The sequence below is a fragment of the Dyadobacter ginsengisoli DSM 21015 genome (genome assembly GCF_059568735.1).
Window position 1 is genome coordinate 545,613 of sequence record NZ_JCANTY010000003.1, and the last position, 17,870, is coordinate 563,482.

At 44.4% G+C, this 17,870-nt stretch carries 10 protein-coding genes; 6 read left to right on the forward strand and 4 right to left on the reverse strand.

Features of this window, described 5'->3' with window-relative positions:
* Positions 1–88: 88 nt before the first annotated feature.
* From BP71_RS13020 to BP71_RS13035, 4 genes are all read right to left on the reverse strand, one after another.
* Positions 89–298 carry a DUF7683 domain-containing protein gene (locus tag BP71_RS13020; protein WP_496380591.1) on the reverse strand — a complete coding sequence of 70 codons (210 nt, stop codon included), beginning with the start codon at positions 296–298 and terminating at the stop codon, positions 89–91.
* Between the two features lie 181 nt (positions 299–479).
* The gene (locus BP71_RS13025; RefSeq protein WP_496379813.1) at positions 480–929 is read right to left on the reverse strand and encodes a hypothetical protein; all 450 of its coding nucleotides are present in this window, start codon (positions 927–929) and stop codon (positions 480–482) included.
* On the reverse strand, positions 929–7,216 hold the full coding sequence (locus BP71_RS13030; protein ID WP_496379815.1) for a DUF6443 domain-containing protein: 6,288 nt from the start codon (positions 7,214–7,216) through the stop codon (positions 929–931). The genes BP71_RS13025 and BP71_RS13030 overlap by 1 nt, the downstream gene beginning before the upstream one ends.
* Before the next feature lie 48 nt (positions 7,217–7,264).
* Positions 7,265–8,251 carry a M43 family zinc metalloprotease gene (locus BP71_RS13035; protein ID WP_496379817.1) on the reverse strand — a complete coding sequence of 329 codons (987 nt, stop codon included), beginning with the start codon at positions 8,249–8,251 and terminating at the stop codon, positions 7,265–7,267.
* 716 nt (positions 8,252–8,967) lie between these two features.
* On the opposite strand from BP71_RS13035, the gene BP71_RS13040 reads away from it, so the two are divergent.
* The 6 genes from BP71_RS13040 (at position 8,968) to BP71_RS13065 (ending at position 16,853) form a co-directional block, all read left to right on the forward strand.
* Positions 8,968–9,192 carry a helix-turn-helix transcriptional regulator gene (locus BP71_RS13040; protein ID WP_496379819.1) on the forward strand — a complete coding sequence of 75 codons (225 nt, stop codon included), beginning with the start codon at positions 8,968–8,970 and terminating at the stop codon, positions 9,190–9,192.
* A gap of 132 nt (positions 9,193–9,324) precedes the next feature.
* Positions 9,325–10,368 carry a hypothetical protein gene (locus BP71_RS13045; RefSeq protein ID WP_496379821.1) on the forward strand — a complete coding sequence of 348 codons (1,044 nt, stop codon included), beginning with the start codon at positions 9,325–9,327 and terminating at the stop codon, positions 10,366–10,368.
* A 508-nt stretch (positions 10,369–10,876) separates the two neighbouring features.
* Positions 10,877–12,079: a tyrosine-type recombinase/integrase gene (locus BP71_RS13050; protein WP_496379823.1), complete on the forward strand. Its 1,203-nt coding sequence runs from the start codon at positions 10,877–10,879 to the stop codon at positions 12,077–12,079.
* Positions 12,080–12,245: 166 nt separating this feature from the next.
* Complete coding sequence (gene mblB, locus BP71_RS13055; protein ID WP_496379825.1) at positions 12,246–13,424, forward strand: anti-phage 6A-MBL system MBL-fold protein; 1,179 nt, start codon at positions 12,246–12,248, stop codon at positions 13,422–13,424.
* Complete coding sequence (gene cap2-3, locus BP71_RS13060; protein ID WP_496379827.1) at positions 13,421–15,679, forward strand: anti-phage 6A-MBL system cap2_3 protein; 2,259 nt, start codon at positions 13,421–13,423, stop codon at positions 15,677–15,679. Before mblB ends, cap2-3 begins: the two co-directional genes overlap by 4 nt.
* Entirely contained in the window at positions 15,651–16,853 is a 1,203-nt protein-coding gene (locus BP71_RS13065; protein WP_496379829.1) for a patatin-like phospholipase family protein, read from the forward strand. The genes cap2-3 and BP71_RS13065 overlap by 29 nt, the downstream gene beginning before the upstream one ends.
* Positions 16,854–17,870 lie beyond the last annotated feature (1,017 nt).

The following is a 17,870-nucleotide window of genomic DNA, read 5'->3' on the forward strand; positions in this document are numbered from 1 at the left end:
AGTCCTAGTTTAATTGTTTGTCTAATAATATTTGAAAAGTCCTAATAGGAAACCTAGTCAAAGCACCAACGTCATTTTATTTACGACTTTAATTATTTCTTCCAAAGTCATAGGGAGGCAGCTGAACGCATTCTATGTAATAGAAATAGCTCCGTAGGTTAAATATAATTTTATTACTTAACAATTGACTTATCTGCGGAATTAACTCCTCTCTTATTTCATACACCATGTACATTGACTGATCATCAGCTGGCGGATTGAATATTTGTTTTAGCTCGACAAGGCCAACATAGTCGATATTGACTCTTCTATTAGCCGATCCGTCCTTTTACTAAAAATTGTTATTAGTCTTTCTATTTTCATGCCAATGATTTGTTTATTTTGCTGTTGCCCTGCCAGGCTTGGCACCATTTTGCTTCATGGGATCCCCATTTCGATTGTCAAATTCTATCCTATAAACGGAACGCCATACTCGCAATTCAATCTTTCAACTTGTCGATAAATTTTTTATAATCCGAATGGTTGTCAATACTTTTTAATAGTAGTATCTCACTTGCGGCAATTAGATTAAATTTAGTATCCAAAAAAACACAACTATATCGCACCGCGAAGTTACAAAGCAGTTTAACGAAAGGAGCATAATCATATCTCAAATCTATTCTTACGGACACTTCTTCAATCTCAGCTCCATCGAAGAAAATTTCAATGCACGTTGAATCAATCTCTCCAATCATATATATATCTTCCGACCAAGACTTAGATCGAGAAAGAATAGTATAAAACATATTGAAGTCATCAATTTCAAGCTGATGATTTTGCCACCATAGGATTGAATCAAAGTCAACATCAGAGAGATTGGTGCTATTTTTGAAGTAGTCAGTCACCACATCTTCTGGAAGTAAAAAAATTTTATATTGCCAAATTGCCATTAGTGACTATAAATTAGGTCCGCAGCAGTTTTGTATTGTCCAAATGGGAAATCTACTTTTTGAACTGGCACATTATCAATTTTCAGGATATTCGCTGCACGTAATCTATGATGCCCATCAACAACATACTTTGCGCCTTTATGTTCAATAAATTTTATTGGTTCAGTTATCCCATTTGTTGCTACTTTTTGAACAAATCTTTTAAACTCCCTGTTACTCATAGTTAATCCATGTGTTGGAATGAGGTCTATTGCTTTAGATGCTTTCCCTCCCGGCAACGCATCCAACGCGAGGGACGCCATTCCGAGTACAACCTGTGTATTGTCTTTCTTAACCGCTCCTTGACTGATGTTTGCTATTCCTCCTAAAACAGGAACGAATTCCGCCTTACTTTTAAGCTCCTCGCCAGCTTTTTCTAGGTGGTCACCAACGTTGGTAAACCGCTCCTGCCTGTCGGCGTACTTAGCAGCTTCTTCTTCGGTTTCTGGTTGAGTAAAAACTCCCAAATAATCTAGAACTTGTTGCAGCCAATTTTTCTTATCTCTTTCATCAGTTCTCGCTTGATTCCTCTCCGCGATCTCATCCGAAGAAGTAAATCCACCGTAAGCCGAACTCTCCCTTCCGTCGGGATCAATAAATCTGACGGGATTATTGTTCCCATAGGCATACGGGCTCCACCTTCTATTTTTCTCGCTAGCCGGGTCAACCTCCCACCAACTCGCCATTCCCGGATCATACCAGCGGGCACCGTAATCATAAAAATTGAGACTGAACTCTTCTGTAAGCTCCTTACCATTGTAAAGATACTTGTACTTCGGCGCAGAGGCATCATTGTACCAGGCACCATCCATGGTTTTCCCAAACGGGTAATAGTGGGTTTCAGAAAGTATCTCTGTCTGATCCTGGATACCCGCAGCGCCTTTGTCCGTAAATACGACGCGTGTGTTACCCAAATGGTCACGCAACACAAATTCATATCGGAAGGTGCCCGCATTGTTGAATGCCCGTCCCTCTTCGTTGTAAATCGCTTCGACGGCGTTGTTTTTCAATTCGATGCCGTCCAGGTAATCCTGGGTCAGTGTTACCACATTACCAGCCGTGACAGTCTTACGCAGTTTGTTACCCTGCCCGTCATATAGCAGTTCAATCTTATTTGTAGCATTGAATTCAAATTTAGTCGGCAGGTTCAGGTGGTTATGTGGCACCTCCATAGTTCCGTATGTGGGGGAGAGCCCACTCTCGCCCGTACTCGCCTTAGTAAGGTTGCTGGCACTTTCCACGCCCAGTGTCTGGCCGTTAATGATGCTATTGATGTATTTGCCAGCCCCCATTACCATACCCTTCCGTGTGACGGATGTGATATTTCCACGGACGTCGAATGTCTGTGATTCGCCATAGTAATCGGCAGCATTAATAGTGCCTCCCGAGGTATAACTAGCAAACTTCGAGGCTGTCAGCCTATCCAGATAGTCGTAACTGAATCCATAGGCCTGTGTGGCCCTACCTTTTACCTGCCAGACCATCTGTCCAATGTTGCCACTGTTCTGGGGGGTACCACCTAACCCCGCAGTCAGGCTGTTGTATTCGAGCACTTCCCTGAACAGGTCGCCATTGTTGTTCCCTGAAAACGTGGGCGTACTCAGGCTGGTCAACATATTACTGATCGGATATGTGCTGGCACTTAATACGGCAGTTCCATTGATATTGGATAGCAACCCGTTAGGCAGATACCCATAGTCGATCTGTTGCAGGCCATTGCCAAGCTTTTTCCAGCTGAGCTGATCTTTATCCGTATAGGCAAGTTGGCTGATAATTTTGTCACCAGTACTATTCAGGTTCTGGCTCGTTTGCGTGAGCCTGCCCCAACTGTCGAAGAGCCGTGTATTCACATAACCAGTCGTCCCGGCACTGTGCGAGCTGCTACGGGTCTCTGTTAAGATATTGTCGCCATGGTCGTAGGTATAACCAATGTTTTCGGCCGTGAGGTTACCGGCATTGGTATGATTGTTACCGGTCGTGCCGCTGATACGTCCATAAGTATCATAGTTAAAGGTTGTCTGCAGCACTGCGTTGGCAGCGGCAGGTGTTACCACCGGGTCGGCTACCGTAAACGCCTGCACTTTGCTGGTCTTCAGCTTATCAACTTCAATGCCTGTTGCGCCGTAGATATTTTCGATGATCTTATTGGTCAGTACAATACCGTCCCCGCTACCACTAGCCCATACTCCCTTCTCCGTTAAACGACCATAAGCATCATACTTGCTGCCCATCCAGCGGCCCGAGTTTGCCCGCAGGATCGGATCCTGGTATCTTACAGGTAGGTCGCGGCTATTATACTCAAACGCTTCGTATGCTTTTCCAGGCACCTTCTTCTGGTTGACCAAATCGTTGTTGGTGTATTGATAGGTATACACAAGCTCTGCACTGTTCCAATTCGCACCGGGGGGGATGACCCGCACCAGCCGGTCCTTATCGTCATAGACGTAATACGTATCCGTTTTGCTGGATTCTGCATCATTGGCCTTCCGGCTCAGCAGCATCCGGCCCTTTTTATCGGTAAAGTTAATGGTCTTGTTCCCATTGCCGTCAGTGACAGTCGTCTTGGCCAGCTGATTTACACCGAATGGGGACGATGTTCCGTTGGCAAAATTATAATTCAGAACGCCGTCGCCGCTGCTGTTCGAGCCATAAGTCGTCGTTGTCGCTGCCCACGAAGGCGGGGTTACCTTAGATACCCGGTTAAGGGAATTACTTTCATATTCTGTATCGGTGGACGCCGTCGCTCCAGGTGATTGATAAGCACCTGACGACCCCGTGCCTGCAAATGGCTCGTAATTCTTATTGGGGCGTCCTTGGCTGTCATAGCCGATTGCCAGGATCTGGTCTTTCCCACCTGTGGCCTTGCCTTTATGGACTGTCTCAATCTGCCTGCCCAGACCGTCGAAATACTGGAAGGTTTCCTGTGTTCCAAGCCCACTACCTGCTACCGCTGTAAAAACAGTGCTAGCCTTCACATTCCCTAATGTGATACCTGCGCCGGCGTTGGGGTAAGTGTAGGTATAAGAGGTCACCACATTGTTCCCACGTGTCTTGATCTGATCCAGGCGCATGAGCTTATCATAAGTAAATTCTGAAAACTGTCCGTCGGGATTGGTGATTTTGGTAACAAGGCCCGTACTTGCGGCATATTCATACTGCCAGTTAAAACCGCTGAAAGTCCTCTTTTTGATTAAACCGGCCGTAGTCCATTCATAGGTCTCAGCTTGCCAGCCAGTTTTAGTAAACTGTTTGGGAAGTCCTGCCCGGCCAGTAGCCGAAGCTGTGCCATGATAGCTGTCGATCTGCCCTTTTTGCACCCATGCTGCCTCATAGTTTTTGAATAGGTAGGGGCGGATAAAATTAGTTGCAGCGGAAGATGTTGTACTCACGAATGCGCCCGACGCGTTGTCAAAAAAAGCAAACTCTGTCTTGCTACCTTTGACTTGGGTTCCGCCAACCTTGATATTGGTTTCCAACGGGACAAGCAGGTTCAGTGTATTGAATGCAGTGAGCTGCGCTGCGGGCAACCCTGCCAGGTCGGCTGGATATTTGTATTCTGTTTCGGTGACTTTATTATCCGAGTTGGTCAGAGTCTCTTTGGTCACTTGCAAATGGTTTGTTCCGTTATATTGCTTGCTCACAGTCGCAGATTGTCCGTCACGAAATGTCTGAACCGACTCATAGCGGAATGGACGTGTTGAAAGCGGATAGGCCTTCCATATCGTCACCGGACTGCTCGGATTACCCTCGATAAAATATGTGGTAAACTTGACATAGGTACCCTGCCCATTTTTCAGTACTTCCGCCTTAGGTTGAAAAAGCTCATAACCAATGTCGCCGTTTCCTGCATTACGCTGGTATTTGGCCGAAAGCTGGCCGGATCCAATCCTGGGTTGGACCGGGTTAACAGGCACACCCGTAAAAGCAGGAGCTGCGTCATTGGTATATTTATACAAGTTGTAGTAGTCCGTGCCCGACCCGTTGAAGGATTCCTTCACAGTAGAGTACCCCAAATGGTACCCTTCAAACGAACCTAGTGGTACCACCGAGTTTTCAAAGAAAAACGGATAGACATACAGTTCACTCGCCCCACCACTACATGGGCCAGAGGGGTTGACTGAATAATAACACAATGCCGGATTTATACAGGCCCTGAAGACATATCCGTAAACCGGATTGTTGTAAAGCAGGCCGCTGGATTGAAGGGGGTTTGTTTGCGGGTCATGGTAAGTGTAGGTTTTAACTACGTCATTGGCCGAAGAAACTCCATCGTTGTTAGTAATTTTCTTAACTCTAAGCCCGCCTACTTTGATGTTCTCAGTGTTTGTCGTCACAGAGTAAATACCGAAGGACAGCTTGGCTGCAATGTTACGCCCCCATATTTCAAAACGCACCGGTACTCCGGCAGGGATGGAAGAAAATAACTGCGTGAGCAATCCTTCCTTGACCTGGGGAATGTCATTAGCTTCATTGTTATCGTTCGCATTGACGGTGACAGTTACAATGCCTAGTGAAGCGTTAGTCGAATTATTAAATGCCCTAATTTCCATGACCGTGGAAGCGTCACATGCGAGATTTCCCGTTTTCTTCGCGCCAAGCGCCTCGATTTTGAAGTAACTTGCGGTAGGGTCATTGAATGCCTGTACTACGCTACCATAGTTAAAGGACGCACCGTTTCCGCACTGCCCCAACGGCCATGAAGCATTTATCTCACCGGGTGCCTGGGCGTAGGACGTTACCTGCCGGGAGCCGTAATACGTGTTAGCTTCGTATTCGAACGTGGTCGACCCTCCGGTGGGATAGCTGATTTTCTTTAAGGTACCTAGCCTCATGGACTCTTCGCTGCTCTCCCGGTTGGCGTTTCCCTTGACGATGTCCATTTGCTCGCCCGACGGATTCATGTATTGCAACCTGGTAGCCGGAATATTCAGGCCCGAGACCGTATTGGTAGAAGCGCCGTTGTAAAAGCCCCAGTGATCTATTGCACCGGACAAGCGGTTGGGAAGAAACGTTGCCGTAGCATGTTCATAGTAGTCGAAAGTGTAGGCTGGTATGATAACCGGGGAAGCGTCGCAGGACTTTTCCTGAACACCTGTTAGTTTCAACCGTTTATCCTCATTGTCATTGCCTGTTTTCAATGCCGAAGCATCTACATAGTAGGACTGTGACAATTCAAATTTCTTGCAGAAGCTACCAGACTGTATCTGTATAAATTGTAGTGCTTTGGCGGGAGCAGTCGATACGTTACCGCCAAAGTCCCTGTTGTCGATGTCCTGACGGTTACCGCCAGCCGTAAATGTAACTGTCGCAGTTGGTGAGGTAATGGTGGCCAGGCGCCAGCCTTCCACATAATTCAGGTTTTCACGATACCCATTACTGGGCGTGCTTTGGTGGCCGGAACTAAAACCTGCTTTAAAGCCATAAATGTATTTCTCAGAGGTATAATCAAGGTTAACATTATAGTTCCCGTCAGCCGAGCTAACCTTTCGCAGGTACCAACTACTGGCCATGGGGTTGTTACCTGGATTAGTACGGGTTAATTCAATCCCCTTGGCATTGGCATCGTTGTCGATGTTGCCAAACTGGTACTTAGTGCCATCCGGGGTGATAATAGTAAAGGTCTTCAAACGCGCAATGTTGGATGCGCTGCCATCGAGCAAATACTCAATACGCACGTCCTGTTGGGGGACTAAAATAATTTTCGGATTAGTTACCCCGTCAGTGGTTTTGTCGGCTTCAAAATAAAATTTGCCGTTGTAACCCCCCACTGAAAAAGAAAAAATATCCGGCTCGGCGTCTGCCGTCAAGGTTCTCAAATTGGTGTAACTGTAAGTCGGAAGTGCTGCAACGCAACCATTTGCATCTACGGCAAGGGTAGTACCTGTCGCAAAATAACCATCAACCCTTTCGTCTTCTCTACCTTGCACAGTTCTGGTAATCGCTCCACCGGCCTGCAAGGACCAGCCTAAACCTACCCAACTGGCCAGTTCACCAGCCCGCAAGCCGCTGGCGTGGTAAGAGAGTGATACAGGCAAGCTGACAGGGCCATCGCTGACAGTATAAATCGGGATGCCCACATTGGGCACGCCTGTATAATGGCTTACCGGGATATCACCATACTTACCTAGGCTAGCCGCTGTTGGAGGCGGCATGACCACGTCTTTGATCGAGTTATTGACCGGCTGCGCGTGCAGTGCGTGAAACAAAAAGAGGAAAATGAGGCATAGGAAGGTAACGGTCTTGTTCATACAAGAGAGGTTTCAGAATGGATGAAATCAGATTGGGTATTTGGAAGGTTACTTTTGGGACAATGCGCTTCGCAGGCCTCCTTCGGCTAGCATCGCACGCATCCGGTTTTTCTGGCCCTGCGTGAAGAGTGTCAGCATTTCGTCATCGGTATTATCCATGAAGTTCATGTACATGGAAAGAATATAGCCTTGACAAAGCGTAATGTATTTGTAATCGGCCCCTTTGCTTATTTCTGACGAAGGGCCGCTATGAGGTGGGGTATCGGTCACCATGTCATCGGCGCAGGGTTCACTTTCATTCCACAATTCATACAAACCCAAATAAGTACCCATCAGGTGAACCAGTGTTTTACCCTGTATATAGGGTGCTTTGGCTGTACCCTTTTCATTGCCAAAAAAGTCCGGATCGATTACGATTCCATCCACTTCGCCGGGGGCACCTGGTAGGTGAGCATAACCGGCGTTAGAGTCGTCCAATTCACCAATCCAAATATTAATCACATTTGCGGGCTTCACAGGCGCCAATCCACCAGATTTGGGATTCTGTATTTGATTGAAGAGTCCGAAACTCGCTTTACCTGCCTTAACAAAGTTGATACCCTTAACCCCATCTACATTATCAGGGATAAAGAATTGTATTCCGGAACTCACACCTATTGGGTCAAACTTTTCGAGCGACTCGTTGGTGTAAGGTTTTTTCTCTGGCTGATAGCTGCCAAAACATTTGTTTAAAATTTCCAATTGGTAGCGTACTTGCGCTTCGTCCGGTGCTTGCTTGCCGTCAGCCGAAAGCACATGAAACATCACCGGCACACGGTATACGCGGTCGTCGTCTGACTTGGAAGCATAGGAAGAAATTAAATTTTCCATTGCAACCAAGTTCTTCCCATATTCAGGAAAGTCTTTAATTGTAGTTGGACGAACTTTTTGAGTATTAAACTGTCGAAAAATGCGCTCCTGGGCGTTGGATGCAACAGACAAACAAAGTAAAGAACAAAAAATTATGCTCTTGGAAAAAATGTAGAACTGCGACATAAGTGATAAAGGCAAGAGAATTGGGGGGTATACAGGATTGATAGGTGAATCGAATTATACTTAGGAAGTGTCACCACAAGTAAATATACTAGTTAGTTGTAACCGATATGCCACATTTTCGACCAATTACTTAAAATATTCGACCAATTAAGTAATTTTAACTACCAATAGAAGTAATTTGATAGTTATCGACGGCGGACGAGTGATGATAGTTGTACCCCAAACTATGGTCTCGATTTGTACAAATATGTCCAGGGAAAACGCCGGAAACCTCACTTTTCTGAATACCTTGAAGGACGTCGGTATCAAATATTCAAAGGGATTTTTGAAAAAAGACTGGGAGCTCTGCCACTTTACAGACCTGTACCCAATTCCCAGTATTTGAATTCATCTATGAATCTTATAATATCGGGAGGCTGCATTCATCATTGAACTACCTAGATCCGGCAGCTTTTGAAGCAGAATACTACCAGCACAACGGATAAGAACTGAAGTTTTAGTATTTACTAACCCGCAAAAGTGTAAACCAAAACAGAACCACGTCACATCACATCTAGTGGAAGCAAATACTGGAATTTCAAATTCTTTTATTAAAAATTGCATAGCGCTGCACGCAAAATAGAAGGTTGGTCTCCGAACCTTAATGAAACAAAAAATATGAACACATGTCAAAATTCAATGTTACTTATGGACTGCATTGACAAAGGAGGTCTAACTTGGATCAATCTGCACCAACTGTTATTCTCGATCGATTCCTACGCTTACCGGAAGTCCTCAAACTCATTCCGGTAAGCAAAGCAACATGGTGGAACGGCTGTCGATCGGGACGGTTCCCGAAACCTTGTAAGCTCGGCCCTCGTACAACCGCCTGGAAGGCGAGTGAAATTCAAAAATGCATTACGAAGTATTCGTTACCAGTTTGGGACTTTGACAGTAAATAAATTCGACACTTAGGGTCAGCCATCAATCGTCCTCAGGTTTTCCAGAAGAACCTGAGGACTTATCATTACAACTTGAACTGATCAGCTATTGTCTGATCTTGGCAATCGTAACCTCGCTTAATTAAAACTCACATGGAATACTTAGATATGTACCTCGCTTTAAAAGCGAATTTGGAAAAACCTACTGGCAGGCAACCATTTAGAATTTATGATCCGTCAAGGTGCGGAGATCAGAATCTGTATAATCAGTATGAATCCTTTTTCAAATTTGCAATAGGCAATAGAAGAGAGTCATGGAACGACTGCGTATCTGATCCTTTCTATCTGTATTTTATTGAATACAACCCAGAAGACGACTTAGCCCCTACTAATGAGGCCTATGCACGCCGTCAGACTGATGGCACTAACGTAATCGGGATAGGTAATATTCTCTTCCAACAGTTGTATGTAAAGTGTCGAGATGCATATAGTAAATTCACGCAAGTAGTCAAATTGCACAGGGTCGACGTGGATGGAGCTTTTACAGTACCAATTGACTACTACTCATTTTTATTAGCAAGGCACTTTCTGTTTTATCATGAATTAGCGCACCTCATGCAAGGCGATGCCCAAGAACACGTGCTTGCCTTTGAAAACTATATTCTCGGAGGTTCCATTAAATATGATGAACGAAGCCACATAAGGGAACTGGATGCCGATCTTGTCGGCTGCAACAATGCCATAGATCATGTTTTGCGCCACTTCGCCAGTTTACCAAAATACTTACAAACACAAAAAAACGGCGAAGATTTAGTTGCTCTTGCTGTTATCGGAGTTTTCTTTCTTTTTGATCTGCTTTCAAACGGTCTTCAATCCAAGATATTCCACAGGCATGGTACACATCCACATCCGGCGATAAGAGTCCGATCAATCCTGGAAACCATGTCGGAGAAATTCGTTCAAGTACAAAAATGGCCACCTTGGCGTGCCTTTGAAATCACAAAGAGATTTTTAGAAATGTTGTCATATGTCGTCCCCGAGAAGACTTATGACCGCTATGTCAGAATGATGGTTAGTAATTCTGCCGAAACCCAGGAATATCGAAGTTATCTTTTCAGAAAAATGATGAGTGACGAAAGCCTGGCATGGAAGAAAATTAAAGATAAAGCTGGTGAAGTCCCTCCAATCCGCTTTTAAACATCCACTCATTGCCCACACTTTAAATGCTTCAAGCCAGCCAGTCCCCATCGCAGTTCAAGTTGGCCCATCCGGTAGCGATTCATCTCAGCTAGACTAGCGACAACGGCACTAAAACAGAAGGGCCAAAGATACTTCGATTCACTACTCGTTTATCTTAACTGTGTGTTCGGAAAACTTTGCTATCGGAAAGCATTCTTTGACATTTTCTCGAGTCAACAAAACATGCATTTGTCACTAGGGGTATATTCCGGGGTATAACCATGACGCAAACCGGGGATGTTGAATATGATCAACTATTTACAACCAAAGTGTGGTTCCCTTCGCCCGCTCCATTTTATCTGCTTAAGACGATAAAATAGAGTACGATAAAGTCTAAGATACCACCATAAATAACTGATTTTAATCTATTTATATATCCATTAACGGATAGTGAAATATCTTTACACCTAACGAAATTGGGGGTACAATTCAGGGGTACAATTTGACTTAGGGGTATCTAGTATCCATGAAATTGACCAATAAGGCCTGTCAAAACGCCAAGCCCACTGAGAAACCTTACAAACTATCCGACGGCGGCGGTCTGTATTTACATGTGACCAAAGATGGTAGCCGCTACTGGCGCATGAAGTATTATTATCTCGGCAAAGAGAAGCTGCTTGCCTTTGGCGTTTATCCAATTATCACGCTGGCCGAAGCTAGGGAAAGACGCGAGGCCGCAAAAAAAGTTTTGGCGAACGGGCAAGATCCTTCACAAATTAAAAAAACAGAAAAGCGACTTGCGATCCGCAATTCGAGAAATACCTTTGAAGTCGTTGCGCGTGAATGGCATGAAAAACAAAAAGAGAAATGGACACCGCATCACGCACTCAATCTTACCCGCCGGATGGAGATCGATATATTCCCCTATATAGGCTCCCGGCCTATTGCAGATATTAATCCACCCGAATTATTAGAAGACGTGCTTCGCAAAATTGAACAGCGCGGTTCTCTTGATGTTGCACAACGTGTTAAGCAAATCTGCGGACAAGTTTTTAGGTATGGCATTGCAACTGGTCGTTGCCAGCGTGACCCATCTGCTGATTTAAAAGGTGCTTTGAAAGTCGCAAAAACAGAACATTTCGCAGCACTGGATATTCAGGAAATTCCAGACTTTCTCAAGGCGCTCGACAAGAACGAAGCTCGTTTATACCCGCGGACAGTCCGCGCGATCCGTATGCTGATGCTTTGCTTTACGCGCACAACTGAACTTATCCATGCCCAATGGAAAGAATTCGACTTTGAAAATAAAGTTTGGGAAATTCCGGCGGCACGCATGAAAATGCGCAAAACACATGTTGTTCCTCTCTCTCGCCAAGTAATCGAATTACTACAGGACCAGAAAAAAGAGACCGGACACCTAAATACAGTCTACGTATTCCCCGGCCAAATTAATCACAAGGTTCCAATGTCCAATAATACGATTTTATTTGCCATCGGTCGGTTAAAATACAAAGGCCGCATGACGGGACACGGCTTCCGCGCTCTCGCGATGTCTACCATTAAGGAAAAATTAGGTTACCGGCATGAAGTCGTTGATCGGCAACTCGCCCATGCTCCGATGAGTAAAATTGACCGCGCCTATGATCGGGCGAAGTTTATTGATGATCGCACCAGGATGATGCAAGACTGGGCGGACTACATTGATTCTTTAACTACTATCGGTCGCTAAACCTAGATTTTTCAAAGATATTTTACGTAATTAAATACCGAATAATCATTTGTTGAATTGGTATTTAGAACAATCACAGATTTACTTTAAATTCAGATTTGCTTGTATAGTGGCGCTATTCAGTGCTATAAATACATAACCTGTTAATAATATAAAAAAGGTTGCCATGTTCGGAGATGTGACTAATCCTTCATTTATATTCTGGCCTGTTGGGACGGGTGACACTACGACAATTGTAGTCAGTGAAACTGAAATTGTGCAACTTGACATTAATGATAAGTTAATGGCCGATGAGCAAGGAAACGAACACATACCTATTGTCGATGAGCTCGTTGCTAGGCTGCCGAAGCGGAATGGCAAGCCCTACCTATCCTGCTTTATACTCACTCATCCTGATTCAGATCATTGCAAAGGTTTCGCGGATTTACTTGACCGCGTTGAGATCGGCGAAATTTGGCATACACCTAGAATATTTCGCGAGTACGAAGATGCATGTGACCTGTGTGAAGATGCCTTAGTGTTCCGTAAGGAAGCTCACAGACGAGCGAAATTAGCCATTGACGCAAACGGTGACCCAGGTTCAGGCAATCGTGTCCGCATCATCGGCTACGCAAGCGAATTATTCGAACCCGGTGAAGCCTACTATGGCTTTCCGGAAAACGAATTTCATACGCGTCCCGGCAATCCTATTGATACATTAGACGGGACTTACGTAGGCGACAGATTTAATGCCTTCATCCATGCGCCATTCAAAATAAGTCTAGCAGATGCCCGAAATGAAACGAGCTTAGCGATGCAAATTATAATTGGCCCTGGAAATCCAATTTATGGTTTATTCCTTGGTGATCTTTCATATCCGTCTATCATGCAAATATTCAGAGAGACACATGCGCACGGAAATGACGCGCGACTTTCCTGGAACGTTCTTTTGGCTCCTCATCATTGCTCAAAGAAGGCTATGTACGAGAGGGATGCTGAAGGTAACAACATTCTTCAACAGGATGTTCTTGATGAGCTTTCAAACTGTCAACTAACCATTGGATACATAGTTTCAAGTTCAAACGAATTTCCAGCATCGAACAAATCAGGTGATAATCCCCCACATATAATAGCCAGGAACAGATATGAGGAAATTGTAAATAACAACTTTGTTTGTACCGGAGAGGTCAGTACGCCAGAGAACGTTAAACCAATCATTTTTTCTTCGACTGAAAATGGCTTAACACTAGTAAATGAAAATTATCAAATGTCTGAAAGTGCACAAAAGACGCTTTCCAGCGCTATTGCGGCTGCACGTGGAACGAATATTCCGCCGGTCACTAAGGTAGGCTTTGGTCAAGAATGAAATCGACAGGTCAAATTTGGGCCACTAAGCAGCTTACAGATATTGCAAACGCATCTAATGGGCAGTTCGAGGTTTTCAATGTTATTGAGGCACGGGAAGAAGGGCAGGCATTAAATGTTATTGTTTCTGTAAGTTGTAAACAATATCCAAAAAAAGATAATGGTATACCATTTAAGATCAGGGAAAAAATAAAAATTGATGTTCCGTGGAATTTCCCCCTGGATATACCATCTGTAAGTTTTTCACATAATAACTACGGAGCATTCCCACATGTACAGTGGGGCAACCATATGTGTCTTTTTCAGTCACCAGAGACTGAGTGGCAGCCGTCGCAAGGGATGTTTGGTTTCATTGAACGGCTAGACAAGTGGCTTGAAGCAGCCTCTCAGGGGCAGCTTGATCCCGCAGGTATGCCGCTTCACCCACCAGCAGCTTACCCTGTTAGCAATTTCAGATTGGTACCTAGAACGAATACTCCAAACCCAAATGCATTTTATTGGGTAGGTTATGTTGAGATCATCCGTGAAAATGATGTTGTTGCGGAGCTAGGCACTTGGATAGAGCATGGTGATGATTTACCCGATGGACGGCTGGCATCCGTTATTCTTCTACCTGGCGACATGCCATTTGAATACCCAAAGACAATGTTTGACTTGTTAATGGCCCTTAACGAAAGGAACTTGCCAGTAAATTTAGTTCGAGCGATTGTTGAATTGGCAATCCTTAAGACCGCTAAGGGGAAGCGAGCGATATTTCTATTAGGTTCTGCTATGCGTGGTACCGCTGGTGGTCAGCGTTTACAGCATCTAACAGGATGGCTTATTGATGCTGAGCAAGCTGACAAATTTAGAGATGTAATATTGTCGGCAACAGAAGAAGATAAGGTGGATAGTAAGCAATTTTATGAATGGGCTGCCTCCGCCAAGGTTGAGTGGTGCCGAATAATGGAGGATCGCCCCGAAATTGTCGAACGACGCGACTCCCGATCTGCTGCAAGCTGGTGGAAAGGAAAAAACGTTGCAATTCTGGGTTGTGGTGCGATCGGTAGTTCTGTTGCCAGCATGCTGGTAAGAGCTGGCACCACCGGACTACAACTATTTGACAAAGATGTTGTTACACCCGGAATTTTAGTTCGTCAAGATTTTCGGCGGGAACATATTGGATACACAAAGACGTCCGCTTTGAGGGTCAACGTTCAAAAGGCAAATCCAGATATTCAGGTCAACTGTCATAATTTAAATCTAATTAATCTGTTCAGTAGCAATGAAGTGTATACGGAGCTGATGCAAGCCGATGTTATCATTGATGCAACAGCATCTACTACATTTGCAAACGCTTTAGAGTATCATTTCAGGCACTCACCGAAAAGGCATCCACCGGTCATCACAATGAACATAGGGCACAATGCTGATTTTGGCCTAATGACATTGTCCACCGAGCGTGTTGCTGGAATGTCCTTGGATATAGACCGCCGCAGTAAAATTGCATTTTCAAATTCAATAAATGGCCAGGACTTTCTTGAAGAATTTTGGCCAACGTCTGAGAAACGGCGGCAGCATTTTCAGCCAGAACCTGGTTGTTCCAATCCTACTTTTAGGGGTTCATTTGCAGATGTACTTGCGTTGACTTCACAAATGATCAATATGGCAGCAAAGTGGCTTTCTAACGACGATACAATTTCCGTACAGCGCGCATTCGCAATTAATTTGTCAGAAAATACGTCTTCAGCACTGCCAGCCAGACAAGCGCACCATGATTGGTCAAACTATCTATTGCTAGATGACAGAGTTAGTGGATATCAGGTACGTATAGAGCTATCCGCCGTGAAATCAATGCTTTCTTGGGTCAGGCGATCTGAGCGCGTGAATGGTAAATACTCTGAAACAGGAGGTGTCTTGTTTGGACAACTGGATGAATATTTAAAAGTCATCTGGGTAGACGAGACTAGCGGCCCACCAGCTGACAGTCTAGCTTCTCCAAGCTGTTTTATCTGCGGAACTGCAGGCGTAAATGAAATGCACCAAGAAAAGGCAAGAAGAACAACCGGATCTGTTACGTTTATAGGTATGTGGCACACACATCCCTTTGGTAGACCGATTCCCAGTCATACCGACTTATCAGCAATGCGCTCATTATTAGAAAGTAAAAACGATTATTTAGGAAGCAATTTTTTAATGGTTATTATAGGTGGGACTTTGGAATATCCAATTCTTTCAGCTAGTGTCTTTGAGCGAAGCAGTTATGATCAGCAATAATAATCCATATATAGCTCTGGCACTTTCTGGAGGTGGCGCTCGGGCAATGGCATTTCATTTGGGGTGTTTAAGAGCACTTCAAGACCGAAAAATTCTCGATAAAGTCAAAGTTATTTCTACTGTCTCAGGTGGGAGCATCATCGGTGCTTACTGGGCCTATGGCTCACAAAAATTTGAAGAATTTGACGAAGATATGATAGCACTTTTAAAGAGAGGTATTCAAAGAGACATTCTTTTGAAAGTATTCTTCAGTAGTGAAACACCAAAAATTATCGGCACTCTGCTGATAACAGGATCGTTAACGTTCATTCTTCAAATAAGCGTAATGGTAATCTCTACCACCCGCAATTGGTTTGGTATCCCAACCAAAAAAGTTGAAATATTTCTCTTGTCACTTGCAAGAACGCTACCTATTTGGGGGAATTTTACAACAGCTTTCGAGGCCGTTCTAAACAATCGTTTATTCAAGGGTAAAAGAATTAGGGACGTCGATAAACCAGACTTATCTGTTATAATAAATGCCTGCGATTTAAAAACAGGCACTGCATTTCGTTTTGGTTCCGAAAAGTCTGGGGGATGGCGGTATGGTGCTCTTGTTGGCGAAAGTCCATTCGTTGCGAAAGCAGTTGCCGCCTCGGCAGCATTTCCAATTCTACTACCACCTTTAATAGAAAATTTTGACTTTAATAAAAACGGGCTGCAATACAAAGCAACTGTTTCGCTTACTGATGGTGGCGTCTATGATAACCTCGGAGTGGCCGCCATCGAACCCGGAAAAGGCCCCGATTCCATCTATAAATACCCTGTAAGTCATATAATAAGTCTCAACGCTGGAGCAGGACAGTTTGACGGGGAAGACTACCATTATTGGTGGCAAGGAAGGGTATCACGCTCATTTTCAGCTGTACACCGTAAAGCTCAGGATGCATTGTATCAGAGATTACACAGACTTCTTGAAACAGGCGAACTTTCCGGATTTGGACTTATTTATTTGGGTCAGCAGGATAACCGTCTACCGTACTCTCCACCCGATTTAATAAGACGCGACGATGTAAAAAACTACCCAACGGACTTTGCACCCATGACCAATAACAGCATCGAGCACCTCACAAAAAGGGGTGAACAACTAACTCATATAATAATTGATAGATATCTTCAACAACTCATCGATTAGTAACGCCTTGGCAGAGCATTCAGATACTTAAAAAAAATTATTATAGACCCCTGATCTCGAAGCTTTCGCAGCAACCCATTCAAAAGTAAATTCGAGAACTGCCGACAGCATATTGAATCCATCCCTAGATCCTGATCACTAGGATCTACTTTCGCCCCCACACCGTGCAATAGCTTTCTCCGTGTGACTGCTATATTCGGAAACCTTACAGCTATGATGGCATGCAAGAGGCCACCGGTTCGAGACCGGTTAGCTCCACCAAATAAAATCAATGATTTAGCTTAGATACAACACCCTCAATGTATAAATATTTTTAACTGTGTACCATCCCACGTACCAACAAAGATTTCAGATGACGTGGTATTAGAACTGCGAGTTCGTTTTCGCGCTAATAGTTCAACGGCACTTGATGGCGTACCTATCGGAAACGTCGTTCGATAGCGGAGCTTTCTCAGAATTGTCCTATTAACATACCTGTGTAAGTTTTAGACATGGCAAATTGCTAAAAGCGAACATGCAAAAGCGAAGAATAATAGAGGTGTATTGATTATCGGAGACAGCCCCCCCCGCTTTCAATGCTCATTTGCTAGCAAGATTAATGGTGCCGTCACTGTTGAAGCAGTTGATCTTCGAGACATGGGCGACTTTGCAAGAACTCTTGGTCTAAAAGCGGATAACGTCCTGCATACAGTTGTCAGCTTTGCTGACGATCTTATGACTAATGTCTCTCCTTCTGCCCTACTCGCCAGAGTCCATACAATTCAAAAAAGGCTCACAAAGACGAAAATCCAGCGGAGACTGCCGCCATAGAGTTTCTTTCTTACCAAACGCATGCAAATATTCGCGATTTCCTTGTCGAATTACAAAGTTTACCAGGAGTCAAGGACTACAGACCTGATGTGCCACGTTACTGCATTCCAGCACTAAATTCTTGCAATGATTCTATAAGCTTTCATGATGCAGCAGTTCGGATTCGTGAACAAAATCGGTTGCACGGACAACCTTTGCCGAAAAAGG